At 63.6% G+C, this 25,706-nt stretch carries 23 protein-coding genes; 3 read left to right on the plus strand and 20 right to left on the minus strand.

Annotated elements, in window-relative coordinates; genetic code table 11:
* The 6 genes from V8N38_RS14500 to V8N38_RS14525 all read right to left on the minus strand — a co-directional run bounded on the left by V8N38_RS14500 (position 1) and on the right by V8N38_RS14525 (position 7,163).
* On the minus strand, positions 1-969 hold the full coding sequence (locus tag V8N38_RS14500; protein WP_060424011.1) for an ABC transporter ATP-binding protein: 969 nt from the start codon (positions 967-969) through the stop codon (positions 1-3).
* The gene (locus V8N38_RS14505) at positions 959-1,945 is read right to left on the minus strand and encodes an ABC transporter ATP-binding protein (RefSeq protein WP_060424013.1); all 987 of its coding nucleotides are present in this window, start codon (positions 1,943-1,945) and stop codon (positions 959-961) included. Before V8N38_RS14505 ends, V8N38_RS14500 begins: the two co-directional genes overlap by 11 nt.
* Entirely contained in the window at positions 1,942-2,892 is a 951-nt protein-coding gene (gene opp4C / locus V8N38_RS14510) for an oligopeptide ABC transporter permease (protein WP_060424016.1), read from the minus strand. Before opp4C ends, V8N38_RS14505 begins: the two co-directional genes overlap by 4 nt.
* 4 nt (positions 2,893-2,896) lie before the next feature.
* Complete coding sequence (locus V8N38_RS14515; RefSeq protein ID WP_048234726.1) at positions 2,897-3,853, minus strand: ABC transporter permease; 957 nt, start codon at positions 3,851-3,853, stop codon at positions 2,897-2,899.
* 48 nt (positions 3,854-3,901) lie between these two features.
* Complete coding sequence (locus V8N38_RS14520) at positions 3,902-5,557, minus strand: ABC transporter substrate-binding protein (protein WP_070914691.1); 1,656 nt, start codon at positions 5,555-5,557, stop codon at positions 3,902-3,904.
* Positions 5,558-5,744: 187 nt separating this feature from the next.
* Positions 5,745-7,163: a PLP-dependent aminotransferase family protein gene (locus V8N38_RS14525; protein WP_060424120.1), complete on the minus strand. Its 1,419-nt coding sequence runs from the start codon at positions 7,161-7,163 to the stop codon at positions 5,745-5,747.
* A 151-nt stretch (positions 7,164-7,314) separates the two neighbouring features.
* Here V8N38_RS14525 and V8N38_RS14530 point away from each other — a divergent pair, with 151 nt between their 5' ends.
* From V8N38_RS14530 to V8N38_RS14540, 3 genes are read left to right on the plus strand one after another with little or no spacing between them, the layout of a single operon-like run.
* Entirely contained in the window at positions 7,315-8,715 is a 1,401-nt protein-coding gene (locus V8N38_RS14530; protein ID WP_004934615.1) for a cytochrome ubiquinol oxidase subunit I, read from the plus strand.
* A 2-nt stretch (positions 8,716-8,717) separates the two neighbouring features.
* A complete protein-coding gene (cydB, locus tag V8N38_RS14535) occupies positions 8,718-9,725 on the plus strand; it encodes a cytochrome d ubiquinol oxidase subunit II (RefSeq protein ID WP_049202081.1) in 1,008 nt (335 codons plus the stop codon).
* 14 nt (positions 9,726-9,739) lie between these two features.
* On the plus strand, positions 9,740-9,892 hold the full coding sequence (locus V8N38_RS14540) for a DUF2474 domain-containing protein (protein WP_071605360.1): 153 nt from the start codon (positions 9,740-9,742) through the stop codon (positions 9,890-9,892).
* Between the two features lie 9 nt (positions 9,893-9,901).
* On the opposite strand, the gene V8N38_RS14545 is transcribed toward V8N38_RS14540, so the two are convergent.
* The 14 genes from V8N38_RS14545 to V8N38_RS14610 form a co-directional block, all read right to left on the minus strand.
* Complete coding sequence (locus V8N38_RS14545; protein WP_147839850.1) at positions 9,902-10,168, minus strand: hypothetical protein; 267 nt, start codon at positions 10,166-10,168, stop codon at positions 9,902-9,904.
* Positions 10,165-10,389, minus strand: a complete 225-nt coding sequence (locus tag V8N38_RS14550) for a hypothetical protein (protein ID WP_025303190.1) — start codon at positions 10,387-10,389, stop codon at positions 10,165-10,167. Before V8N38_RS14550 ends, V8N38_RS14545 begins: the two co-directional genes overlap by 4 nt.
* A gap of 106 nt (positions 10,390-10,495) precedes the next feature.
* Positions 10,496-11,581, minus strand: a complete 1,086-nt coding sequence (locus tag V8N38_RS14555) for an acyl-CoA desaturase (RefSeq protein ID WP_060424024.1) — start codon at positions 11,579-11,581, stop codon at positions 10,496-10,498.
* Positions 11,578-12,660: a fatty acid desaturase family protein gene (locus tag V8N38_RS14560; protein ID WP_060439749.1), complete on the minus strand. Its 1,083-nt coding sequence runs from the start codon at positions 12,658-12,660 to the stop codon at positions 11,578-11,580. The genes V8N38_RS14555 and V8N38_RS14560 overlap by 4 nt, the downstream gene beginning before the upstream one ends.
* A complete protein-coding gene (locus V8N38_RS14565) occupies positions 12,653-13,786 on the minus strand; it encodes a sterol desaturase family protein (RefSeq protein ID WP_038877003.1) in 1,134 nt (377 codons plus the stop codon). The genes V8N38_RS14560 and V8N38_RS14565 overlap by 8 nt, the downstream gene beginning before the upstream one ends.
* Complete coding sequence (locus V8N38_RS14570) at positions 13,783-14,400, minus strand: phosphatase PAP2 family protein (RefSeq protein ID WP_089186084.1); 618 nt, start codon at positions 14,398-14,400, stop codon at positions 13,783-13,785. The genes V8N38_RS14565 and V8N38_RS14570 overlap by 4 nt, the downstream gene beginning before the upstream one ends.
* Positions 14,397-15,683 carry a F390 synthetase-related protein gene (locus V8N38_RS14575; protein WP_070914686.1) on the minus strand — a complete coding sequence of 429 codons (1,287 nt, stop codon included), beginning with the start codon at positions 15,681-15,683 and terminating at the stop codon, positions 14,397-14,399. The genes V8N38_RS14570 and V8N38_RS14575 overlap by 4 nt, the downstream gene beginning before the upstream one ends.
* A complete protein-coding gene (locus tag V8N38_RS14580; RefSeq protein ID WP_060439746.1) occupies positions 15,680-16,486 on the minus strand; it encodes an MBL fold metallo-hydrolase in 807 nt (268 codons plus the stop codon). Before V8N38_RS14580 ends, V8N38_RS14575 begins: the two co-directional genes overlap by 4 nt.
* Entirely contained in the window at positions 16,479-17,495 is a 1,017-nt protein-coding gene (locus V8N38_RS14585; RefSeq protein WP_089186086.1) for an NAD-dependent epimerase/dehydratase family protein, read from the minus strand. The genes V8N38_RS14580 and V8N38_RS14585 overlap by 8 nt, the downstream gene beginning before the upstream one ends.
* Positions 17,492-18,499, minus strand: a complete 1,008-nt coding sequence (locus V8N38_RS14590) for a 3-oxoacyl-[acyl-carrier-protein] synthase III C-terminal domain-containing protein (RefSeq protein WP_060424041.1) — start codon at positions 18,497-18,499, stop codon at positions 17,492-17,494. The genes V8N38_RS14585 and V8N38_RS14590 overlap by 4 nt, the downstream gene beginning before the upstream one ends.
* 273 nt (positions 18,500-18,772) lie before the next feature.
* Positions 18,773-19,450 (minus strand): respiratory nitrate reductase subunit gamma, encoded by a 678-nt coding sequence (gene narI, locus V8N38_RS14595; protein WP_025303199.1) that lies wholly within the window; start codon positions 19,448-19,450, stop codon positions 18,773-18,775.
* A 2-nt stretch (positions 19,451-19,452) separates the two neighbouring features.
* On the minus strand, positions 19,453-20,175 hold the full coding sequence (gene narJ / locus V8N38_RS14600; RefSeq protein WP_060424043.1) for a nitrate reductase molybdenum cofactor assembly chaperone: 723 nt from the start codon (positions 20,173-20,175) through the stop codon (positions 19,453-19,455).
* Positions 20,172-21,716 (minus strand): nitrate reductase subunit beta, encoded by a 1,545-nt coding sequence (narH, locus tag V8N38_RS14605; RefSeq protein ID WP_070914685.1) that lies wholly within the window; start codon positions 21,714-21,716, stop codon positions 20,172-20,174. The genes narJ and narH overlap by 4 nt, the downstream gene beginning before the upstream one ends.
* Positions 21,713-25,474, minus strand: a complete 3,762-nt coding sequence (locus V8N38_RS14610; RefSeq protein WP_147839849.1) for a nitrate reductase subunit alpha — start codon at positions 25,472-25,474, stop codon at positions 21,713-21,715. The genes narH and V8N38_RS14610 overlap by 4 nt, the downstream gene beginning before the upstream one ends.
* Positions 25,475-25,706: the final 232 nt, after the last annotated feature.

A 25,706-nucleotide genomic window follows, 5' to 3' on the forward strand; every position in this document is an offset into this window, starting at 1 on the left:
CTAGCCGACCACATGGCACGCCACCTGATGACCGGGCGCCACGCTGCGCAGGCGCGGCGCCTGTTCACGGCACTGCGCCGTGGCCTGCGGGCAGCGCGGATGAAAACGGCAGCCGTGCGGCGGGTTGGCGGGATTGGGCGGCTCGCCGCTTGCTGCCCGCGGCAGCGAGCGATGCACATCCAGCGTCGGCACCGCCGCCAGCAAGGCCTGCGTGTAGGGATGCAGCGGCCGGCGAAATAACGCATCGCGGTCGGCACTCTCGACGATCTGCCCCAGGTACATCACCGCCACGTCCTGACACAGGTGCTCTACCACGCCGAGATCGTGCGAAATAAACAGCAGCGTCACCCCCTGCCGTTCCTGCAAATCGGAAAACAGATTGATGATCTGCGCCTGAATCGACACGTCGAGCGCCGATATCGGTTCGTCGGCGACGATAAACTCCGGCTGCAGGATCAGCGCGCGCGCGATGCCGATGCGCTGGCGCTGGCCGCCGGAAAACTCATGCGGAAACCGCCCGTAATGCTGTGGAGACAGCCCGCAGATCGACAGGGTATCGAGCACTCGCTCGCGCAGTTCCGCCTTGCTCGCCAGGCCGTGCTGCAACAGCGCTTCGCCGATGGCGTCGCCCACGCGCAGGCGCGGATTCAGCGAGCTGTACGGATCCTGAAACACCAGCTGCATTTTCGGCCGCAGGGCGCGCAACGCCTCTTTGCTCAGGCTATCCAACGCCTGCCCTTTGAACATCACCTCGCCGGCGGTTTTGTCGTGCAGGCCGAGCAGCGTGCGGCCAACGGTGGTTTTGCCGCTGCCGGACTCGCCCACCAGCCCGAAAATGCGGCCCTTGCGAATGCTGAAGCTGACGTCGTCCACCGCCTTCAGCTGGCCGGTGGTTCGCCCGAACAGCCCGTCGCGCAGCGGGAAATATTTCTTTAATCCTTTCACTTCCACCAGAGGTTCAATCGACATGCGGGCGCCCTCCCGCGTTGAGGAAACAGGCGGACTGGCGCTGCGGTGTGCCGTACAGCGGCGGAATGCCATCGCGGCAGCGAGCGGAGGCCTGCGCACAGCGCTCGGCAAACGCACAGTGTTCAGGCAAGCGCGCCAGATCCGGCACCTGGCCGGGAATGGAATACAGACGGCGGAGCCGCTGGCCCGGCACCGGCCGCGAGGCGATCAGCCCCTGAGTATAAGGATGCCGCGGCTCGGCCAACACTTCCCGGGTCGTGCCCTGCTCGACGACGCGCCCGGCGTACATCACCGCCAGCCGGTCCGTCATCTGGGCGATCACCCCGAGATCGTGGGTGATCAAGATCATCGCCATGTTGTGTCGCCGGCTCTGCTCGCGCAGCAACGCCAGGATCTGCGCCTGTACCGTGACGTCGAGCGCCGTGGTCGGCTCATCGGCGATCAGCAGCGCCGGGCGGCATCCGATCGCCATGGCGATCATCACGCGCTGCAGCATGCCACCGGACAGTTGATGCGGGTAGCAGCGCATCAGCGCCTCCGCGCGCGCCAACCCCACTTCCGTCAAGAGTTGAATCGCCTGACCCCAGGCCGCTTTCGGCGACAGGGCCAGGTGGCGAATCAGCGGCTCCACCAGCTGTTCGCCGAGGGTCAACACCGGATTGAGCGCGCTCATTGGCTCCTGAAAGATCATCGCCAGCCGGTTGCCGCGCAGATCGGCCATCTTTGATGCCCGTAGCGACAGCAGGTTCTGCCCTTCAAAGCGAATTTCACCGCCGTCTACCTGCGCCAACGGCTGCGGCAGCAGCCCCATCAGCGCCATGGCGGTCACGCTTTTGCCGCAGCCCGACTCGCCGACGATCCCCAGCGTTTGCCCGGCCTGCAGCTCAAGGCTGACCTGCTGCACCGCCCGCACCGGCCCTTGCTCTCCCTGAAACGACACCGACAGTCGATCGAACGCCACCAGCGGTTGGCTCATCGTGTTACCCCGTTCATTTTCGGATCGAGCGCGTCCCGCAGACCGTCGCCCAAGATATTGATCGCCACCACGGTGACGAAGATCGCCAGCCCCGGCGGCATCCACAGCCAGGGGCGGCGCTGAAAGTCGATCAGGCTGTTGGCGGCATCCATCATGTTGCCCCACGATGGCGTCGGCGGCACCACGCCCAGCCCGAGGTAGCTCAACGCCGATTCGCTGAGAATGGCGTTAGCCACCGCCATGGTGGCCACCACCACCAAAATCGGCACGGTGTTGGGCAGCAGATGGCCGAACAGACGCCGCCGGGTGGAGAGCCCCAGCACCTCGGTGGCCAGCATGAAATCCCGCTCGCGCAGCGACAGGATCTGGCCGCGCACCAGCCGCGCCAGCGACGGCCAGCCCAGCAGGCTCAGCATGATCATCACCATGTAGATGCGGTAGTCCGGCGAGACGTCGAGCTCGGTCAGCATCGCCCCCATGATGATCAGCAGCGGCAGGCCGGGAATGGTCATCAGCAGATCGGCGAAGCGCATGATCAGCCTGTCCGCCACGCCGCCCAAATAACCGGCGAGCGCCCCCAGCACATAGCCCAGCGTCACCGACAGCAGCATCGACACCAGGCCGATGGTCAGCGATATCCGCCCCGCCAGCAGCAGCCGGGTGCAGATATCGCGGCCGAGAAAGTCAGTGCCCAACCAGTGCGCGCCGCTCGGCGCCTGATTGATATTCAGCACATCGCCGGCGTCGTCGCGCCACGGCGACAGCGACGGCCCAATCAGGCACAGCAACGCCAACAGTACCAGCAACGCCAGCGAGATCATCGCCGGCCGGTGGCGACGCAGTCGTCGCCAGGCCTGCGCGGCGGGCGGCGGCGACAGTTGCGCCAACGCGGGCAGTTGGGCCTGACGCCAGCGGCGGCGGCGGCCGAAAAACAACGTAGCCAACATAGCGTTACCTCAAACGAATGCGCGGATCGGCATAGGCGTACAGAATGTCCGCCAGCAGATTGCCGAGAATGGTCAAGGCTGCCAGAAACAGCGTGAATCCCATCAGTACCGGGTAATCACGCGCCGCCAGCGAATCGATATGGATATGCCCGGCGCCCGGCCAATTGAAGATTTTTTCGGTGATCAGCGCGCCGGAGAACAATCCCGGCAGCTCGAACCCCAGCAGGGTGACGATCGGCAACAGCGCATTGCGCAGCGCGTGTTTGAGGATCACCGTTTTCTCCCTGAGCCCCTTGGCGCGCGCGGTGCGGATATAGTCCATGCGGATCACGTCCAGCATGCTGGCGCGGAAATAGCGCGTCAGGCTGCCGGCCTGCAGCATCACCAGCGCCAGCACCGGCAGCAGCAGGTGCGCCGCCACTTCCAGCGCCCACGCCAGCCCGCTCGCTTCGCTTCCGGTGCGCAGCATGCCGCCCGCCGGTAGCCAGTGCAGATCGACGGCGAACCATTTGATCAGCAGCAGACACAGGAAGAACGTCGGAAACGACATGGCGGCGAACACCGCCACGGTGATCAGATGATCGAACAGCGAATAGGGTTTCATCGCCGAGATCACCCCCACCGCCAGCGCGATGCCCCAATACAGCACCATCGCCACCGCCGCCAGCAGGAACGAGTTCCAGATGTATTGGTTCAGCAGCGTGCTGACCGGGATCTGATACTGCAGCGAAAAACCGAGATCGCCCTGCAGCAGCCGGCCGAGCCAGTGCAGGTAGCGGCTGAACAACGGCTGATCCAACCCGTACAGCGCCCGCAGCTCGGCGGCGCGTTGCGCGGTCAGGTTGATGTTGCCGTCGATAAAGTCACCGGGCGCCAGGGCGAAGATGCAAAAAATCAGCAAGGAAGCCAACAGCAGCATCGGGATCGTCTGCAACAGACGGCGCAGGATAAAATTTCTCATCGCGAATTCCATCGCCGCCGCCCGGAGTGGCGCGGCGGCGTCAGGGCGTTACGGCGCCGGTTTGACGTTCGGCAGGCTGCCGACCAAGCCGTTGTAGATATCCGGTTTAAAGCCGGTGACGCGCGCGCTGCTGGCGCTCAAAATCTCGCGGTTGCCGAGCAGGATCACCGGTGGATCTTCCGCCAGCGCCTGATACAGCTGATGGTAAAGCGGCTTGCGCTGCGCGATATCCAGCGTGGCATTGGCCCTGGCGATCAGCGCGTCTACCTGCGGATTGTGATAACCGGTCTCGCTCTCGCGACTGATGAAATCGCGCACGCCATCGTGCGGATCGTTCAACGTGCTGGTGCTGAGGGACGCCAGGTCATAGTTGCCCGCCTTGCGCTGCGCCAGCAGCGCGTTGAAGTCCAATACCTGCGGTTTCAGCACCACGCCGAGCCGGCGGTAGTTGTCCTTGGCGATCGGCACCAGCGCGTCATTGATCAGCTTTTTGGTCACCAGCAGCGTCAGCTCCAGCTTTTTACCGTCTTTTTGCCGAATGCCGTCCGCGCCCACTCGCCAACCGGCCTCGTCCAACAGCTTCCCGGCCTTGTCGAGATCGTAAGCGTAGGGATTGATGCCGTTCGCATCATAGGCCCAGGAGATCGGCGAGATCGGCTGGTTGGCGACCTTGCCGTAACCCTGGTATACCACGGCGATCAGTTTTTGCCGATCCAGGCCGTAGATCAGCGCCTGGCGCACCCGTTTGTCCTGCAGCGCCGGGCGCTTGAGATTAAAGTCGATGCGGCTGTAATCGCTTGAGCTGTAGAGGTTGATATTGGCGAAGCCGAGCAGCTTGAGCTGTTCGATATCGTCCGGCTTGGCGGTAAAGGCGTCGTAGTCGGTCTCACCGGTCTGGAACAGCTGGAAGTTGGTGGCCGGGTTGGTGACGCGGTAGATAAAGCGCGCCATCGGCGGCGCACCGAGATAGAAGTTCGGGTTGGCGTGGAAGCGGATCTCCTGCCCCGGCACGTACTTGTCGTAAATATAGGGGCCGTTGCCGAGCGGCTTGCCGTTGAAGGCGCGCACGCCGTCGAGCTTGCCGCGCTGATAGTCTTTGCCGTAGTAAGCCCGCGACAGCACCGGGCCGCCGATCAGTTGCAGCGTAGTGGCGCCCGGTTGGGTGGTGACGATCTGAATGGTGCGATCGTCGATCACCTTCAGGCCGCTGATGCCGGCGGCGGTGCCGTTTTTATACTCGGCGCCACCCTGGATGTGCGCCGGCGTGATGTCGGTGTCGCCGTCATAGGCCGGATCGTGCAGCAGCGTCAGGGTAAAGGCGATATCGTCGGCCTTCAGCGGCGAGCCGTCGCTGTAGACCAGATTCGGCCGCAGCTTGATGGTGTAGGTCAGATTATCGGGGCTGACCTGCCAGGACTCCGCCAATCGCCCTTCCGGCTTGCCCTGGCTGTCCAGGCCGATCAGGCGGCTGAAGATCACGTCGGTCACGTTCTCGTCCCAGCCGTTGGTGAACAGATACGGGTTGAAAATCCCCTGCGGCTCCGAGATGCCCGCCACCACGGTGTCTTTACGCAGCTTGGCGGCGGCCGGCACCCGAGCGGCGTCGCTGGCCGGCGTGATGCCTTCGGCCAGCGTTTCCGCCTGCACGCCTGCGCTCAGCCCCAGCGCGCAGACCAGCGCCAGCGGCGTCAGCCGATAGCGCAACAGTTTGTTTAGCCTATTTTTTATTCCACTCACCCACAGCCCCTCGTCTTCCCGTTGATAAAAATGTGACAAAATTTATCGCAGAGTAATGGGCGGCTGGAGGGCTGTCTAACAACGAAACCGGCATTCCATTGCCGAAAAAAGCATTATGAATTTTTCTGGGGCGAAGCGCCGTGCAAAATGCGATTCAGCCTGCCGCCGCCAGCCCCCGAATAAGTTTGGCTAAGGTTTTGATCGCCTCTTCAAACCGATCGTTCCATTCAAAAGAGGCGTTGAGGCGGAAGCAGTGGTTGAAATGGTCGCCGGTCGTAAACATGCGCCCTGGCGCGATGCTGATCCCCCGGGAAAGGGCCTGCCGGTACAGTTCCATCGACGACAGCGCCGGATCCAGCTCCAGCCACAGGAAGTATCCGCCGTCGGGCTGGCTGACCTTCACCGTCGGCGGGAAATGGTGGGCGATCGCCTGACGCATCGCGCTTTGGCGCTGGGCCAGCAGCCGCCGCAGCCGCCGCAGATGGGTATCGTAGCCGCCGTGCAGCAGATAATCCGCCAGCGCCATTTGGGTCGGCACGCTGGTGGAAACGGTGCTCATCAGCTGCAAACGCTGGATCTGCTGCGCATAACGCCCCGCCGCCACCCAGCCGACGCGAAAGCCCGGCGCCAGGCATTTGGAAAACGACGAGCAATGCAGGATCTGGCCGCCGCTGTCGAGCGCCTTGGCCGGCAGCGGCCGTTCCGCGCTGAAGTACAGCTCACCGTAAACGTCATCTTCAATCAGCGAAATCTGTCGGTCGCGCAACAGCGCCACCAGACGCTGCTTGTTGGCCTCCGGCAGGGTGGCGCCCTGCGGGTTCTGGAAGTGGGTCATCAGCCAGCAGGCTTTGATCGGATACTGTTCCACCGCCTGCTGCAGCGCGTCCAGATCGATGCCGTCCTGCGGATGGGTGGCGATCGCCACCGCCTTTAACCGCAGCCGTTCCAGCGCCTGCAGCGCGCCGTAAAACGCCGGTGATTCGATCGCCACATAGTCGCCCGGCTGGGTCACCGCCTGCAGGCTGAGGCTGAGCGACTCCATCGCCCCGGCGGTGATGACGATTTCGTCCGGCGCGACCTGCATGCCGCTCAGCGCATAGCGTTGGGCGATGTGCCGCCGCAGCGCGTCGTTGCCCGGCGGCAGGTTGGCCAGCGAACTGTGCGGCGTGAACTTGCGCGCTACGCTGCTCAGCGCCCGCGCCAGCTTCGGCTGGGCAAACAGCGTGGCGTCGGGAAAGGCCGAACCGAAAGGCACGATATCCGGATCCTTGCAGGCCTGCAGCACGTCGAAAATAAAGGCATTGATGTCCACCTGCTCGCTCAGCAACAGCTTCTCGCCGCGCGAAGGCTGGGGCAGCGGCTGCGGACGCGCCGCCACGTAGTAGCCCGACTGCGGCCGGGCGACGATCCACCCCTGGCTCTCCAGCAGTTGGTAAGACTGCACCACCGTCATCAGGCTCAATCCGGCGCGTTTGCCGCTCTCGCGCAGCGAAGGCAGCTTGTCGCCCGCCCGCCACACCCGGTTCTGGATCTGTTCTCTAATCTGCTGCGCAAGCTGCTCGTATCGGGTCATAACCATTAACTGTTAACTGTTATATGAAAAAGTAAAATAACTGTCACTATTATAGTCACTGTACTCCGTGCTTAACTTAACGCCAAGTATTTCACATAAAAATGACAGCTATACTCAAGAGGTTAATTTATGTTCAACCCTAGGAGGCGCCATGCTGGGTCTTGATGCACTGGAACTCGCCAGAATACAGTTCGCCTTCACCGTGTCTTTCCATATCATCTTCCCCGCCATCACCATCGGTTTAGCCAGCTATCTGGCGGTGCTGGAAGGGTTATGGTTGAAAACGCACAATGAAGCCTACCGCGAGCTTTACCATTTCTGGTCAAAGATTTTCGCCGTTAACTTCGGCATGGGCGTGGTGTCCGGGCTGGTGATGGCCTATCAGTTCGGCACCAACTGGAGCTTCTTCTCCGAGTTCGCCGGCAGCATTACCGGGCCGCTGCTGACCTATGAAGTGCTGACCGCCTTCTTCCTCGAAGCCGGTTTCCTCGGCGTGATGCTGTTCGGCTGGAACCGCGTCGGCCCCGGCCTGCACTTCTTCGCCACCTGTATGGTGGCGCTCGGCACGCTGATCTCCACCTTCTGGATCCTGGCCTCCAACAGCTGGATGCAGACGCCGCAGGGGCATGAAATCATCAACGGCCAGGTGGTGCCGGTCGACTGGCTGAAGGTGATCTTCAACCCGTCCTTCCCGTACCGCCTGCTGCACATGTCCACCGCCGCCTTCCTCTCCTCGGCGTTCTTCGTCGGCGCCTCCGCCGCCTGGCACCTGCTGCGCGGCCGCGATACCCCGGCGATGCGCAAGATGCTGTCGATGGCGATGTGGATGGCGCTGATCGTCGCGCCGGTGCAGGCGCTGATCGGCGATGCGCACGGCCTGAATACGCTGAAACACCAGCCGGCGAAGATCGCCGCCATTGAAGGCCACTGGGAAAACCCGCCGGGCGAAGCCACGCCGCTGATCCTGGTCGGTTGGCCGGACATGCAGCGCGAAGAGACCCGCTTCAAGCTGGAAGTGCCGTACCTCGGCAGCCTGATCCTGACCCACAGCCTGACCGAACAGGTGCCGGCGCTCAAATCCTTCCCGCCGGAAGATCGCCCCAACTCCACCGTGGTGTTCTGGTCGTTCCGCATCATGGTCGGGCTGGGCATGCTGATGATTCTGGCCGGGGTGTGGAGCCTGTGGCTGCGCTGGCGCGGCGGGCTGTATCAGTCGCGTCCGTTCCTGTACTTCATTCTGTGGATGGGCCCTTCCGGATTGCTGGCGCTGCTGGCGGGCTGGTTCACCACCGAGATCGGCCGCCAGCCGTGGGTGGTGTACGGCCTGCTGCGCACCAAGGACGCGGTCTCCGCGCACGGCGACCTGCACATGAGCATCAGCCTGCTGGCGTTCATCATCGTCTACTGCTCGGTGTTCGGCGTGGGGTATTCCTACATGATGCGCCTGATCCGCAAAGGGCCGCAGCCGCATGAACACCAAGAAGACAATACCGAGGGCCGCCCGGCACGTCCGCTGTCCGCGGTCAACGACACTCTGGACGACAGGAGCTGAACATGGGCATCGATCTTCCGCTGATTTGGTTTGTGATCATCGTGTTCAGCACCATGATGTACGTGGTGATGGACGGTTTTGACTTGGGCATCGGCATCCTGTTTCCGTGGGTGAAAGAGAGCGGCGACCGCGATCTGATGATGAACACCGTCGCCCCGGTGTGGGACGGCAATGAAACCTGGCTGGTACTGGGCGGCGCGGCGCTGTTCGGCGCCTTCCCGCTGGCCTACTCGGTGATCCTCGACGCGCTGGCGATCCCGCTGACGCTGATGCTGATCGGGCTGATTTTCCGCGGCGTGGCCTTCGAGTTTCGCTTCAAGGCGAAGCCGGAGAAACGCCATATCTGGGACAAGGCGTTCATCTGGGGCTCAATCTTCGCCACCTTCAGCCAGGGTGTGGTGGTAGGCGCCGTGATCAACGGCTTCCCGGTCGAAGGCCGCACCTACGCCGGCGGTGCGCTGGACTGGCTGACGCCGTTTGCGCTGTTCTGCGGGCTGGGGCTGGTGGTGACCTACGCCCTGCTCGGCTGTACCTGGCTGGTGATGAAAACCGCCGGTGACCTGCAGGCGCGCATGTATCACCTGGCGACGCCGCTGCTGGCGATCCTGTTGCTGGTGCTGGCCGCGGTCAGTATTTGGACGCCGATCGCGCATCCGGAAATCGCCGCCCGCTGGTTTACGCTGCCGAACCTGTTCTGGCTGCTGCCGGTGCCGGTGCTGGTGCTGCTCAGCGCCTGGGGGATTCAACGCGGGGTGAAACGCGGCGCGCACTACTCGCCGTTCATGCTGACGCTGCTGCTGGTGTTTCTCGGCCTGAGCGGGCTTGGCATCAGCATCTGGCCGCACCTGATCCCGCCGGCCATCAGCCTGTGGGACGCCGCCGCCCCGCCGCAGAGCCTCGGCTTTATGCTGGTAGGCGCGCTGTTCATCATCCCGATCATTCTGGTCTACACCTTCTGGAGCTACTACGTGTTCCGCGGCAAGATCAGCCATGAACACGGCTATCACTGAGAAGGGAGGACGCTATGCAAGATAAAACGGCAACCGCCGCGCCGGCGCCCTGGTGGAAACGCATCGGTTGGCTGGTGATCATCTGGAGCGCCAGCGTGCTGGGGCTGTTCGTAGTCGCCTCGCTGTTCCGCCTGCTGATGACCGCGGCGGGCATGAAGTCGCATTGACGCGGCGCCTTATCTGGCCGCACTGTTGGGAAAGTAGAAGGATACCACCAGTGTGACCAGCGGCAAGGCGCCGATCTTCACCAGTTCGAACGCTTGCCTCAGTGCTTCATTTTTGTCCCAATACGCGTGGGCGGCGAATACGCCCACGCTAACCGCGAATATCCCGCACAGCACCTGGCGCGCCAGGCGCAGCCGCTCCATTTCGTCGAAGACCAAGACCTGCTCCAGATAAACCTGGCTGGCCTCATCGTGCAAATTACGGCTTTCGATGTTCATGGGAAGATCTCCACGACCCGCCCCACCGCTTCAAGCTGTTCACCCTTCTCCCGTACAATGCCAAGAGAAGTACCATCCTGTTTCATCCAGTACTTATCGGCAAGGGTAATCAGTGCAAACGCCATTTTGATTACCTCGGTTTTTTCCATCCCGTGACGCCGGGCAATATCGTTCAGATCATCATCAATTTTGTTCGATAACCGAATCGGCAAGCTGCGCATAGTCCACCTCCTGTGGTCGTTGATTCACAGGGGGAAAGTCTACTGGAAGGGCAAATATCGTTCAATTAGTGAACTGCGTAACGCCTCGCACAATCCACATGCAACGCTAATGCGGTTTGCGCCCCATCGCGCTGAGGAAGCGCTGCTGCAGGCGCAACAGCTCCTCCAGCTCCAGCAGGCGGTAATCGATGCCGAAACGCGGCGCCACCTCGCCGATGATGCGGCTCAGCGCCGGGTAATGGCGGTGGCTCCAGTGCGGGAACAGATGATGCGTCAAATGCAGGTTCGCCCCGCCGAGCCAGTATCCCAGCCAGCGCGGCCGGGTCAGCCAGTCGAAGGTCGTGGCGAACACATGGTGATACCAGCCGTGCGGCATCGCACCCTGCGCCGGCGCCTGATAAAAATTGGCTTTGGCCCAGTGGGTGCCGATGATCAACATTACGAACAGCAATGAAGAAAGCATCTGGCTCAGCAAATAGACCAGCAGAATTTGCCCGATGCCGATGGCCGGCGGCAGCAGCCAGCACGGGATCGCCAGCGCCAGCAGCAGGTGCGCCGCCTTGCCCGCCAGAAATCCGCACCAGCCGCGCACGCCCTGCTGCGCCATGCGCGCCGCCACGCGGGTGCGGCCCGCCCGGTCCAGCCAGTCGAACAGCCAGATGTAGTACGGGAACGTCAGCGCCGCTACCAGCGGCCAATAGTAACGCTGGGCGCGCATAAAGGGCCGCCAGCGCTGGAACGGCGTTTGCCGCAGCACGCCATTGGCGTCGATGTCGGGGTCGTAATGTTCGATATTGTTATGGGCATGGTGAAACAACACGTGGCGCACGCGCCAGCAGTCGGGATCCAGCCCCAGCGGGACGCTCACCAGGGCGTTCAGCCAGCGGTTGGCCCAGGGCCGACGGAAAAACGCGTTATGCGAGGCGTCGTGCACCACGTTCACCGTCAGGAACATGCCGATAAAGATAAAGCCGAAATAACAGGCGAAAAACGCCCAGCCGTTTTGCTGCTGCAGGCTCAACCCGTAACACAGGCCGCACAGCGCCAACAGCAGCGCCACCTTCGCCAGCATGCCGCCGTCGGCGAAGCGGTGATCGCCGTTGGCCGCCAAATAATGCTGGGCGGCCTGCATCAGCGCGCGATGTAGCCCGCCGTCATCGCGCCGATAGGCTAACGGGCGCAGCGGTTTCATGGCTGCCCCATAAGGCGCAAGAAGCGCTGTTGCTGCGCCAGCAGTTCGCGATAGCCGATGCAGCGATATGCCATGCCGTGCCGCTGAGCCACTTCCGCCACCGCGGCGGCCAGTGCCGGATAGTGGCGGTGATTCCAGCCGGGAAACAGGTGGTGGGTGAGGTGATAGTTCAGCCCGCCGGTCAGGTGTTCCAGCCAGCGCGGCTCAGGCTGCCAATCGCAGGCGGTGGCGAAATTGTGCCGGTACCAACCGTGCGGCATGCTGTCGCCCGCCGGCGCCGGGTAAAACTCGGCCTGCGCCCAGTGGGTGCCCAGCAGCAGGAACACCACCAGCAGCGAGGCAAACATCTGGCTGAGCGCGTAAGCCAACAGCACCCAGCCCCAACCGATGCCGTGCAGATGGCACAGGATCAGCGGCACCACCAGCACCAGCGCCACATGGAGCAATTTGCACAGCACGAACAGCGCCCAACCGCCGCGCCCCGCCAGCACGCGTTTTTCCCGCAGCGGCGTTTTATTGAGCCGATCGGACCAATCGAAAATCCACGCGATGTAGGGTAGCGAGAGCGCGGCGATCAGCGGCCAGTACAGATGCTGATAGCGCATATGCGGCCGCCAGCGCTGGAACGGCGTCTGGCGGAAAAAGCCGTTCTCTTCGGTGTCCAGATCGTAGTGTTCGACGTTGGCGTAAACGTGGTGGTAATCCACGTGCCGCGTGCGCCAATAGTCCGGATCGACGCCCAGCGGCAGCGTCACCAACCGCCCCACCAGGCGATTGGCCCAGGGCGCGCGCAAGAAGGCGTTATGCGAAGCATCGTGATTGACGTTGACGTTGAGCAGCATGCCCATGGCCACGAACAGGAAATAGCAGAGGAAAAACGCCCAGGGCTGATGCTGCATCAGGCTCAGGGCATAAAACCCGACGCACAGCGCCAGCAACAGCGTGGCCTTGGCCAGCCGCGCGGTATCGGCATAGCGATGATCGCCCGCCAGGCAGGCGTGCGCCGCGCGCTTGAGATCGCGGTGAAACGCCTGCTCGCCATCGGTGGGGAAACGCAGCGGCGGTAATAAGTCAGCCATGCGGTTCCTCCACGGCGGCCGGTGCGGCCACTCGCCCCCAGCCCAGCGCCACGCACAGGGCATGCAGCGCCACGGCGGCCATGGCGATATGCCAATAGCGCTGCGGCCAGCCAAGATAGCCGATAAACAGCAGCGGCATGCCCAGCGCGATCAGCAGCCAAACGGCGCTCGCCCACGGCCGCCCTTCCGTCATGCCGCCCAGCGCCACCGAGCCCAACGCCAGCAGCACCAGCAGCGCCATTTGCGGCCAGCTGATGTCGCCGTAACCGTAACCGTATTGGTAGACGTAACCGACCACCAGCGAGAACAACAGCATGGCGCCGCTGAAGACGCTGAGCGCCGAACGGCGGTCGCGCGGCCGGCCCGGCGCCGGGCGCCAGGCCAGACGGAAATAGCGCAGGAACGGCAGATTGCTCGCCCAAAATGGATTGGCGGACGGCCGATCGCCGCTGACGCCGTAGCTGAACGGCGTGGTCGGTAGCGCCGGGCAGAACGTGCCGAACAGCTTGTCCCAAAAGATAAAGCTGCCGCCGAAGTTCTTATTGGAATACGCCATGTCCTTGACGTGGTGCACCCGGTGGTGCGCCGGCGTGACCAGGATTTTTTCCAGTACGCCCAGCTTCGGCGTCAGCGCATTGTGGTTAAACAGCTGAATGCTGTAGTGAAAAATCGACACCGTGACGAACACCGACAGCGGCACGCCCGCCAGCGCCAGCAGCAAAAAGAACGGGATCGACGTCAACGACGAATACCAGGAGTTGCGCACCCCCAGCGACAGGTTGAAGTGCTCCCCCTGGTGGTGCACCACGTGTACCGCCCACAGCACGCGGAAGCGGTGGTGCAGGCGATGCAGCCAGTAGAAACCGAAGTCCCACGCCAGCAGGGCGAACAGCCACATCAGCAGCGGCGGCCAGGCGTCCAGCAGCCCCAGGCTGAAATGCGCGGCCACGTAGCCGTAGCAGGTGATCTCCAGCCCGCGGAACAGCCACAGCATGATATGGCCGGAGTTCAGGTTGAACACCAGATCGTGCCAGTTGACCGGCTCACGGCGCCCCCACTGCAGCGCCACCGCCTCGGCCACCACGATGAACAGCATGAACACTATCGGCAACGCCAGATCGCTCATCCTACTTCTCCTTTAACCACGCGCCGGCGTAGGGCCTCTATGCGCAGGGCCAGCCAGCCGGCGAACAGCGCCAGCAGCGCACCGCCGGCCAGATCGACAAACAAATGGCGGCGCAGCTGCAGGATGGAGAACGCGATCGCCACGCCCCACAGCATCCACAGCGCCGTCCGCACTTTGCGCTCGCCGTCGCTCAGCGCCCACACCGCCAGCACCGTCAGCGCCATGTGCAACGACGGCAGGCAGTTTTGCGGCGAATCCACCTGCGTTAACGCCGCCAGCAGCTGCGCGCTGAGCCCAACGCCCTCGTTCTGCGGATAGGCCATGGTGGTCGGCCACAGCAGGTAAACTGCCCCGGCGCCCAGCGCCGTCAGCTGCATCGCCAGCGTCAGCCATTTGATTCGCTGCAGCGGCGCCAGCAAATAGCCCGCCGGGACGATGAGGAAGAACGACAGATAGAGCCAAATGGCAGCCGGATTAAACGGGATCGCCCGGTCAAGCGCCGATGGCGGCAGCAGGGTTCCCGCCCCCTGCAGGCGATCGGTCAGGCTATACACCACCCCGACCGTCCCCCAACCGAGCAACATGTGCCCTAGCCTGAACAGCGTATTTTTCATGCTTCCTCCGCCTGGCGCACGATGCGTCGCCGCTTGCGATCGAACTGCGGTAACACCGCCTGCGCCGTCAACCGCCATTCGAGCCGATCGGTGGCGATGCCCTGGCGAGCGAACAGCGCGATCAGCTGCGCCTGGCAGTGCGCCAACGCCGCCGGGCTGCAATCGGCGATCAGCTCCAGCCGGTGCTCGCCGCGCTGGATCAGGCGGTAATCGCTGGTCAGCGGCAACGCATTGGCGATCGTCCGGCTGCAGGCATCGGCGAACACCGCCTGCGGCTGTCGCTGCGCATCGGGTAACATCAGCTGATCGTCGCGCCGCCCTTCGATACGCGCAATCGCCCGCGTCGGTTGCCCGCACGGGCAGGGTTCCTTGCGCAGCACCAGCACATCGTCCAGCCGATAACGCACGATCGGCTGCGTGCTGCGGGTGAAATCAGTGATCAGCGGCGTAAAACGCTGCTCGTCGATCCACTGCGGTTCGATATGCAAAAACTCTTCGTTCAGATGCAGCGTGCCGTGCGCGCAGGTGGCGGCAAGAAACCCCTCGGTGGCCTGATACACTTCGCCGACCGCCGGAAACACCTGCATCAGCAGGCGGCGATCCTGCTCTTCCAACACCTCGGCGACCGAGATCGCTTTTTTGACCGGCAGCTTCACCTGCCCGGCCAGCACCGCCAGCGCCAGGGCACGCAGCACCTGCGCCGGGGCCACGATGATGCTGGGCGCCTGCCGTTCCAGTGCGGGCAGATGCTCGCTGAACGGCGCGAGCAGATCGTAAAACGCCAGGCTCAGCCAACGGTTGTTTACGCTGTGATAGAGATTATTGTCCGCCCGCAGAAACAGGGCGACGCGCTCGCCGGCCAACAGCCCGTCCGGCAGCATCTTCGCCAGCATGCCACCGGCCCACACCTGCTGTTCGCGCGGGCTGACGACAAACACGCCGCGCTGCCCGGAGGTGCCAGACGACAACCCGACGCTGTAGCGCCCGATCTTCGGCGTGAAATCGCGATCCGCCTCGCTGCGCTGCGCGCAGGCCAGCACCGCCTCTCGGCTCAGCCCGGCGGTATTCATCCGGTCAAACTGCGCCATCATCAGCGCCTTGTCCATCTGCGGCCATTCGGCGAACGGGCGGCGGCTGAAGCGCTGAAAATAGGGGCTCTTGCTCAGCACCCGGCGGGCAAAGCCCGCGAGCTGCCGGGCCTGATGCGCCTCCAGCGCCGCACGATCGCCAAAGCGCAGGCGCCGGGCGCGGAAATAGTGCCACAAGGTCATGAAGGGGATCACAGGTCCCCCTCGTGGCACAGCAAAATGTTAACCTGGCCGCCCGCCCACAGCTGGTTGAGCCGTTCCAGCGTGCGGGTGTACGCCGCCGCATCGTCCATCACCAGATTGGCCAGGCGCGAAGGCCCGCGCAGCGTCTGGTAGCTCTGCGGCGACCAGGCGGCGTCGCTGGCCAATAGCGTCCAGCCGGCGTCGGTGAGAATAAAGGCGCCGATATGGCCGGCCGCATGCCCCGGCAGCGGCACCAGCACGATCTGCCCCTCGCTGCCCGGCAGCGCGTAACCGCGATCGAACGGCGCCAGCAGCGCGGGCAACGCCACCGAGGGAAAAGCCTCCATAAACTGCAGACGACTCTCGAAATCCGCCGGGATCAGGCCGGGAATAAAGGCGCGCTTGAGTGCCGCGAAACCGCGCAGCCCACGGGTTTGCTGCCAGCCTTCGCCGGAGCAAATAAAGTCGAGGTGGCTGAAATCTTGCAGCCCGGCGATGTGATCCGCGTGAAAGTGCGAGACGATCAGCGCCTGGATGTCGCCTTCGGCGTAACCGGCTTCGCGCAGCTGATGCGCCAACGACTCGGCGGGATCGAAATAGACCGGCGTCATGCGGCGGTAAAGGCTGAATACCCCCGACTGCGTGTGCTGCTGAAAATAATGCGCGTAGCCGGTATCCCACAGCCAGCGGCGCTGCCCCACCTCCAGCAGATAGGCGCGCGCCGGGAATTTACACACCCGGAACCCGGCGCCGCGCAGCGCCATACAGCCGATATGCGTGCAATAGCCCACTTCAAATACGGTGACCTTAGCCATGCGGTATGCCTCCTTGCTGCCGCAGCCACTCGCCGGTCAGGCGGATCCCCTCCTCCATCGAGTAACGCGGCCGATAGCCCAGCTCTTCGATCGCGCGAGTCTGGCTCAGGGTCATGTCAAAATGCACCGCCGCCACGCTGTAGCGCGTCAGCAGCGGTTCCTTGCCGCTCAGGCTTGCCCACAACTCCATGCCGCCGGCCAGCGCCTGCAGCAGCGGATACGGAACGGCCTGCAGCCGGTAACGCAGCCCCAGCTCCTGGCGCAGCAGCGCATCCAGCATCTCCGCCAGCCGCTGCGGTTGGTGGTTGGTGATGTTGTACACGGCGCCGGACGGCAATCCGCGTTGCCGGCTGGCCAGCTCCATGGCGTGCACCACGTTGGGAGCAAAGGTCAGATCCAGCAACGCCTGCCCGCCGCCGGGCAGCCGCAGCACGCCGCGATCGCGTTCGAGCTGTTGCAACAGCCGCGGCACGATCACCCGATCGTGCGGGCCAAACAGGCCGCGCGGCCGCAGCATAATATAGGTGGTTTGCGGGTAGATCTTCGCCTGCGCCAACAGCCGCTGCTCGGCGGCGTGCTTGCTGGCGGCATAGTGGTTGGCGAAGCGCCGGGCGCGATAACCCTCATCAAGATCGTAATGCGGCTGAAAATCGAAGTAGATTGCCGGCGTGGAGATATGCACGAAGCGCCGCACGCCGCAGCGCCCGGCCGCCTCCGCCAGCTTGTCCGTCGCTGCGGCGTTGATGCGGTGAAATTCCGCTTTGCTGCCCCAGGGCGATGACTTGGCCGCACAGTGCCACACCCACTCGCAGTCGGTCACCAGCTCCCGGCACTGCTGCGGCGTGGCCTGCGCCAGATCGAGCGAGTAAAATTCGGCGCCCAGCTGGCGCAACGCTTCGCCGGCCCGCTCATCGCGGCCGGTGGCGCGCACCTGATGCCCGGCCTCCAGCAACCACTCCGCCGCGTTGCGCCCCAGCCCGCTGGTCGCCCCGGTCACCAGCACCCTCATGGCAGCAACACCATGCCGGCCAGCGCCAGCCCGGCGGCGGTGCCGATCAGCATCACCGGCTGGCCGGGGTTGAAGCGCCCGGTGGTCACGGCGGCATGCAGCGCGGTCGGGATAGAAGCCGCCACCTGGTTGCCGTGATGGCGGTAGATGTCCACCAGCGCCTCGCTGGAGACGTGCAGCCGTTTGCGCATATGTTCGAGCGACAAATGGCTGGCCTGGTGCGGCACCACGGTGGCGATCTGCCCCAGGGTCAAGCCGCTGGCGCTCAGCAGCCGGTCGAGGTAGTCCTCAATCAGCGCCGACGCCTGACGGAACAGCGGCTTGCCCTGCATATGAAACAGGAAGTCTTGCTCGCACATGCCGGCGCGCGGGTTGCGGCGCGTGCCGCCGGCGCGGATCTCGCACAGTTCGCTGCCGGCGGGATAGGTTTCCACCAGGCTGGCGAGGATGCCGCCTGTGCCGTCACCGCGCTCCACGATGGCGCAGGCGGCGCCGTCGCCAAAGATCAGCGACGACTCTTCGTGCTGCCAGTCGATGCCGCGCGAAGCGAGATCCGCCGAGACGATGGCGATACGTCGATACGTCCCGGCGTTCAACAGCCCCGCCGCCACCTGCAGCGCAGAGATAAAGCTGACGCAGCTGCTGTTGATGTCGAAGCCCGGCGTACCCGGTGCCAGCCCGGCAACCTTGAGAATATGCGCGGCGGTGCACGGCAGCGCCTGCACCGCTATCGCCGAGGCGGAGATCAAAAGGTCAATGGAGGCTGCCGGAATGGCGCTGCGGGCCAGCGCGTCTTGCAGCGCGGCGGCGGCGAGATCGGCCTGGCTGGCATCGTCGGCGGCGTGATAGCGGTAAACGATGCCCGAGCGTTTTTCAACGTAGCCGGCCGGTTTCCCCAGGCGGGCATCGAGCGTAGAGGAGGCCACGCGGTTGGGCGGCAACGCGGCCCCGGTGGCAATGATTTTCAGAGGCAACAGCTCGGGTGAGCGACATTGTGTGGTCATTATTGTTATTGATTAACCTGACTATCCATAAAGCGATTCTCCCGCACGGCGCAAAGGCTATGCGGATCATCCCCGGTTTTTATGTCCCAAAAGGCCTTTCATCAAGGCGGTATCTCTTGTTATCAGCTGGCGCGGGCCGACGTCCGTCGGCGGAAGCATAAGCGTAACATTACTGAGATATTCAGTTTACGGCAAGGCGGCGAGAATGGGCAGACGGCGGGAGAATTATCGGAATAGCGCCGCCGCTGGCGATCGGCGGCGGCGGGGTCAGGCTCAGCGGCGGTTGCGCACCAGCTGGTAACGGCGGGTCAGATACTCTACCGGCGCACTCCAGATATGCACCAGGCGGCAGAACGGGAACAGCACGAACAGCGTCATGCCCAGCACCATGTGCAGTTTGAAGATAATCGCCACGCCTTCCAGGTGCGCAGAGGCGCCGGCGTGGAAGGTCACCACCGCCTGCGCCCAGGCCACCAGCTTCATCATTTCGCTGCCGTCCATATGCTGGGCGGAGAACGGAATGGTCAGCAGGCCGAGGCACACCTGCACCACCAGCAACGTCAGGATCATGATGTCGGCGAAGCTGCTGGTGGCGCGCACCCGCGGGTTGGTCAACCGGCGCTTCAGCAACAGCGCGCCGCCGATCAGCGTCATCAGGCCGCAGGCGCCGCCGGCGATCATCGCCAGCTTCTGCTTCACGTCGATCGGCAGGAAGGCCTCATACATCCAGTGCGGCGTCAGCATGCCGAGGAAGTGGCCCGCGAAGATGCCGATAATGCCGATGTGAAACAGGTTGGACGCCAGCCGCATGCCCTTTTTATCCAGCATCTGGCTGGAGCCGGCGCGCCAGCTGTACTGCCCGTAGTCGTAACGCAACCAGCTGCCGATCAGGAATACCGCGCCGGCCAGATAAGGGTAGATATCGAAGAAGAACTGATTCAAAAATTGCATGATTAGCGTCCTTTGGTTCCGGTTAACGCATCCGTCAGGTCCAGATACTGTGGTGCCACCGCGCCGGCGAAGCGCCGCTGGTGCGCCGCCTGCTGGGCGGAGGCGCAGCCCTGTTCGCCGAGAAACTTGACCTGCTCCTCTTCCCACACCGCATCCAGCGCCTGCGGCGTATCGTCACGTGCCTCTTGCGCCACCTGGGGCTCCAGCGTCTGGGCCTGCACCTCGCTGCCGGACAGCGCCAGCAGCAGATCGAACAGCACCGCATACGGGCTTTCACGCTGTTGCAGGCGCGCGCCCAGCAGCGCCAGGATCGGCGCGATGTCCTGCAGCCCTTCACGCGCCTGCGCCGCACTGCGGCTGGCCAGATACTCCAGATACAGCGGCAGGAAATCCGGCAGCTCGCGGCTGTCGATCTCCAGCCCGGCGGCGCGGTACTGCGCCATCAGGTCAACCATCGCCTGGCCGCGATCGCGCGACTCGCCGTGCACGTGCTCAAACAGCAGCAGCGAGGTGGCGCGGCCGCGATCGAACAGCTCGCAATAGTCGGCCTGCACGTCCAGCAGCGGGCGGGCGCACAGGCGGCGGATAAACAGAATCAGCTGCGCGCTGTGGTGCAGATCCAGCTCGCTGGCCGGCTCCAGCGCTTCGATGAGCGCCTGCTGATGGTCAAACAGGACCTGCTCCGGGTAATCCAGCAGGCGGGCGATCACTTTCAGGCTGATCATGAGGCATCCTCCGGCCGCGCGGTTTTCGCGGTCACGTCGATGGCGTCGATGCGGCGGCTGTTGAACAGGTTGAACTTGCCGTCGCTGCCGTGGCAGCCGTCGCCGAAACTGAAACCGCAGCCTTTGCTTTCCGGGAAGGCTTCGCGCGCCAGCTCGCGGTGGCTCGACGGCACCACGAAGCGATCTTCATAGTTGGCGATCGCCAGGTAGCGGTACATCTCCTGCGCCTGCGTTTCGCTCAACCCAACCTGCTCCAGCGCACTGGTGTCCACCACGCCGTCGACGGTTTCCGCCCGCTTGTAGTGGCGCATCGCCAGCATGCGCTTCAGCGCCAGCAGCACCGGTTCGGTATCGCCGGCGGTCAGCAGATTCGCCAGATACTGCACCGGAATGCGCAGGCTCTCGACGTCCGGCAACACGCCGCTGTGCGCCAGCTCGCCGGCGTCGGCGGCGGACTGAATCGGCGACAACGGCGGCACGTACCACACCATCGGCAGCGTGCGGTATTCCGGGTGCAGCGGCAGCGCCAGCTTCCAGTCCATCGCCATTTTGTACACCGGCGACTGCTGGGCAGCTTCAATGACGCCCTGCGGCACGCCGTCCGCCAGCGCCTGAGCAATCACCTTTGGATCATGCGGATCGAGGAAGATATCGAGCTGGCTCTGGTACAGATCCTTGTCGTTCTCCACCGCCGCCGCCTGCTCGATGCGGTCGGCATCGTACAGCAGCACGCCGAGGTAGCGAATGCGGCCGACGCAGGTCTCCGAACACACCGTCGGCTGCCCGGCTTCGATGCGCGGGTAGCAGAAGATGCACTTCTCGGACTTGCCGCTCTTCCAGTTGAAGTAGATTTTCTTGTACGGACAGCCGGTCAGGCACATGCGCCAGCCGCGGCACTTGTCCTGGTCGATCAGCACAATGCCGTCTTCGCCGCGCTTGTAGATCGCCCCGCTCGGGCAGGTGGCGACGCAGGCCGGGTTGAGGCAGTGTTCGCACAGGCGCGGCAGGTACATCATGAAGGTGTTTTCGAACTGGCCGTACATCGCCTTCTGCAGGTTGTCGAAATTCTTGTCCTGCGAGCGTTTTTCGAACTCCCCGCCGAGGATCTCCTCCCAGTTCGGGCCGCTTTCGATCTTGTTCATGCGCTGGCCGGTGATCAGCGAGCGCGGGCGAGCCACCGGCTGGTGCTTGCCCTGTTTGGCGGTATGCAGATGCTGGTAGTCGTAATCGAACGGCTCGTAGTAGTCGTCCAGCGCCGGCACGTCCGGGTTGGCGAAGATTTTCGCCAGCACGCCGACGCGGTTGCCCATGCGCGGTTCCAGCTTGCCGTTGATTTTACGTATCCAGCCGCCCTTCCATTTTTCCTGATCTTCCCAGGCGTGCGGATACCCGACGCCGGGCTTGCTTTCCACGTTATTGAACCAGGCGTATTCCATACCTTCACGGCTGGTCCAGACGTTTTTGCAGGTGACCGAACAGGTGTGGCAACCGATGCACTTGTCCAGATTCAGCACCATGCCGACTTGCGAACGAATTTTCATTTGCTGTTCTCCTGCTGACTGCCCTGCGCGTAGTCGTTGCCTTCGTCGTCCAACCAATCAATGCGGTTCATCTTGCGCACCACCACGAACTCGTCGCGGTTGGAGCCGACGGTGCCGTAGTAGTTGAAGCCGTAGGCCAGCTGCGCATAGCCGCCGATCATGTGGGTCGGCTTCGGACAGGCGCGGGTCACCGAGTTGTGGATGCCGCCACGCTGGCTGGTGATCTCCGAGCCCGGCAGATTCACGATGCGCTCCTGCGCGTGGTACATCATGGTCATGCCGGCCGGGATACGCTGGCTGACCACCGCGCGCGCCGTCAGCGCACCGTTGGCGTTGAAGGCCTCGATCCAGTCGTTGTCCGCGATGCCCAGATCTTTGGCGTCGTCTTCGCTCAGCCAGACGATCGGGCCGCCGCGCGACAGCGTCAGCATCAACAGGTTGTCGCTGTAGGTGGAGTGAATGCCCCACTTCTGGTGCGGCGTCAGGAAGTTCAGCGCCTTCTCCTTGTTGCCGTTCGGCTTGCTGTTGAGCAACGGCTGGGCGGCGCGGGTGTCGATCGGCGGCCGGTATACCAGCAGGCTTTCTCCGAAGGCGCGCATCCACTCGTGGTCCTGATACAGCTGTTGACGGCCGCTGATAGTGCGCCACGGGATCAGCTCATGCACGTTGGTGTAACAGGCGTTGTAGGAAACGTGTTCGTCTTCCAGACCGGACCAGGTCGGGCTGGAGATGATTTTGCGCGGCTGCGCCTGAATGTCGCGGAAGCGAATTTTCTCGTCTTCCTTGTTCAACGCCAGATGCCGGTGATCGCGGCCGGTGACGTTGCTCAGGGCCTCCCAGGCTTTTACCGCCACCTGGCCGTTGGTTTCCGGCGCCAGCGACAGGATCACTTCCGCCGCGTCTATTGCACTCTCAATCTTCGGCCGCCCCGCCGCCGGGCCGTCGGCCTTGACGTAGTTAAGCTGCTTGAGGAAGTCGACCTCGGTTTGGGTGTTCCAGCTGATGCCCTTGCCGCCGTTGCCCAGTTTGTCCAGCAGCGGCCCCAGCGAGGTGAAGCGCTCGTAGGTGGCCGGGTAATCGCGTTCCACCGCGATGATGTGCGGCGCAGTTTTGCCCGGGATCAGATCGCACTCGCCTTTCTTCCAGTCCTGCACGCCGTAAGGCTGCGCCAGTTCGGCGGCGGAATCGTGCTGGATAGGCAGGGTCACCACGTCGGTTTCCTGACCCAGATGGCCGACGCACACCTCGGAGAAGGCCTTGGCGATGCCCTTGTAGATCTCCCAGTCGCTCTTCGAATCCCAGGCCGGATCGACCGCCGCCGACAGCGGATGGATGAACGGGTGCATATCGGAGGTGTTCATGTCGTCTTTTTCGTACCAGGTGGCGGTCGGCAGCACCACGTCGGAGTACAGGCAGGTGCTCGACATGCGGAAATCGAGCGTTACCACCAGATCCAGCTTGCCTTCGCCGCCCTGCTCGCGCCATTCCACTTCCTGCGGCTTCACGCCGCCCTGCTGGCCGAGATCTTTCCCCTGAATGCCGTTTTCGGTGCCCAACAGGTATTTGAGCATGTACTCATGGCCCTTGCCGGAGGAGCCCAGCAGGTTGGAGCGCCAGACAAACAGGTTGCGCGGGAAATTCTGCGGATTGTCCGGCTGCTCGGCGGCGAAGCCCAGCGTGCCGTTTTTCAGGCTATCGACGGTGAACTCGACCGGCGACTGACCGGCCGCACGGGCCTGCTCCGCCAGGCGCAGCGGGTTGGTGCCCAGCTGCGGCGCCGACGGCAGCCAGCCCATGCGCTCGGCGCGCACGTTGAAGTCGATCAGGCTGCCGCCGAAGCGCGACTTGTCCGCCAGCGGCGACAGCAGCTCGTCGGTGCCGACGGTTTCATAGCGCCATTGGCTGGAATGGTTGTAGAAGAACGAGGTGCTGTTCATGTGGCGCGGCGGGCGCTGCCAGTCGAGGCCGAACGCCAGCGGCAGCCAGCCGGTTTGCGGCCGCAGTTTTTCCTGGCCGACGTAGTGCGCCCAGCCGCCGCCGCTCTGGCCGACGCAACCGCAGAAGATCAGCATATTGATCAGGCCGCGGTAGGTCATGTCCATGTGGTACCAGTGGTTGACGCCGGCGCCGACGATGATCATCGAACGGCCGTGGGTCTTCTCGGCGTTTTCCGCGAACTCGCGGGCAATGCGAATGATGTTGTGACGCGACACGCCGGTGATCTGCTCGGCCCAGGCCGGGCTGTAGGCCTTGACCTCGTCATAGTCGGCGGCGCAGTTGGCGTCGCCCAGCCCGCGTTCCAGACCGTAATTGGCAAGCTGCAGGTCATACACGCTGGTCACCAGCGCTTCGCTGCCGTCCGCCAGCTGCAGGCGTTTCACCGGCAGCTTGTGCAGCAGGATCTCGTCCAGCGCCACGCTGTTGAAATGCTCGCTGTCCGCGCCACCGAAGTACGGGAAGCCCACCTCGGCCACGTCGTCATGCATGCCCAACAGGCTGAGCTGCAGCTCGACTTCCTGTTGCGACTTGCCCTCGCGCTGTTCCAGGTTCCACTTGCCCTTCTCGCCCCAGCGGAAGCCGATGGAGCCCTGCGGCGCCACCAGATCGCCGCTGCGGCTGTCGATAGCGACGGTTTTCCACTCGGGGTTGTTTTCCTGGCCCAGCCCGTCCACCAGATCGGCAGCGCGCAGCAGGCGGCCGGCGGCGTAATGGCCGCCTTCACGCGCTTCCAGCAGCACCAGCATCGGCATGTCGGTATAGCGGCGCACGTAGTCGCGGAAGTAGCCGACTTCGCGATCGAGATGGAACTCTTTCAGCATCACGTGGCCCATCGCCAGCGCCATCGCGCTGTCGGTGCCCTGCTTCGGATTCAGCCAGTGGTCGCACAGCTTGGCGACTTCGGCGTAGTCCGGCGTCACCGCCACGGTTTTGGTGCCCTTGTAACGCACTTCGGTAAAGAAGTGGGCGTCCGGGGTGCGCGTCTGCGGCACGTTGGAGCCCCAGGCGATAATGTAGGAGGAGTTGTACCAGTCGGCGGATTCCGGCACGTCGGTCTGCTCGCCCCAGGTCATCGGCGAGGCCGGCGGCAGATCGCAATACCAGTCGTAGAAGCTCAGGCAGGCGCCGCCGATCAGCGACAGGTAGCGGGCGCCGGCGGCGTAGGACACCATCGACATCGCCGGGATCGGCGAGAAGCCGATGATACGGTCCGGACCGAAGGTTTTGGCGGTATAGACGTTGGCGGCGGCGATCAGTTCATTGACCTCCTGCCAGCTGGAGCGGACGAAGCCGCCGCGGCCGCGCGCCACCTTGTAGCTTTTGGCTTTTTCCGCATCGCCGACGATAGAGCCCCAGGCCGCGACGGGATCGCTGTGCTGCGCTTTCGCCTCGCGCCACAGCTTGAGCAGACGCTTGCGCATCAGCGGGTATTTCAGCCGGTTGGCGCTGTACAGGTACCAGGAGTAGCTGGCGCCGCGCGGGCAGCCGCGCGGTTCATGGTTGGGCAGATCGGGCCGGGTGCGCGGGTAGTCGGTTTGCTGGGTTTCCCAGGTCACCAGGCCATTCTTCACGTAGATCTTCCAACTGCAGGAACCGGTACAGTTCACGCCGTGGGTAGAACGCACCACTTTGTCGTGCTGCCAACGGCTGCGGTAGCCGTCTTCCCAGTCGCGGTTGGTGTTCAAGGTCTGGCCGTGATCGCCAGAAAAAGGCTCCGCCAACTGCTTGAAATAGCGGAAACGGTCTAAAAATTTGCTCATCCGGAATGCTCCTGAAGGCTCTTGTCGTTATAAGAAGACATGCTCAATCTGCCGCCAGCCTACTGACGGCCAACCGGCGGCAAATTGATTGCGATCAAGAGAAAGCGGGAGGCGACGCGCGTATCGGGTGAGAAATACCACCAAAGTATAGGTGCGGGATATGATGTTAATCGATTGAATTTAAATGAATAAAAGAGGCTGTCATGACAAAGGCTGGCGGAAGGGAGGCAAG

It is taken from the genome of Serratia nevei (genome assembly GCF_037948395.1).
Lineage (GTDB): Bacteria > Pseudomonadota > Gammaproteobacteria > Enterobacterales > Enterobacteriaceae > Serratia > Serratia nevei.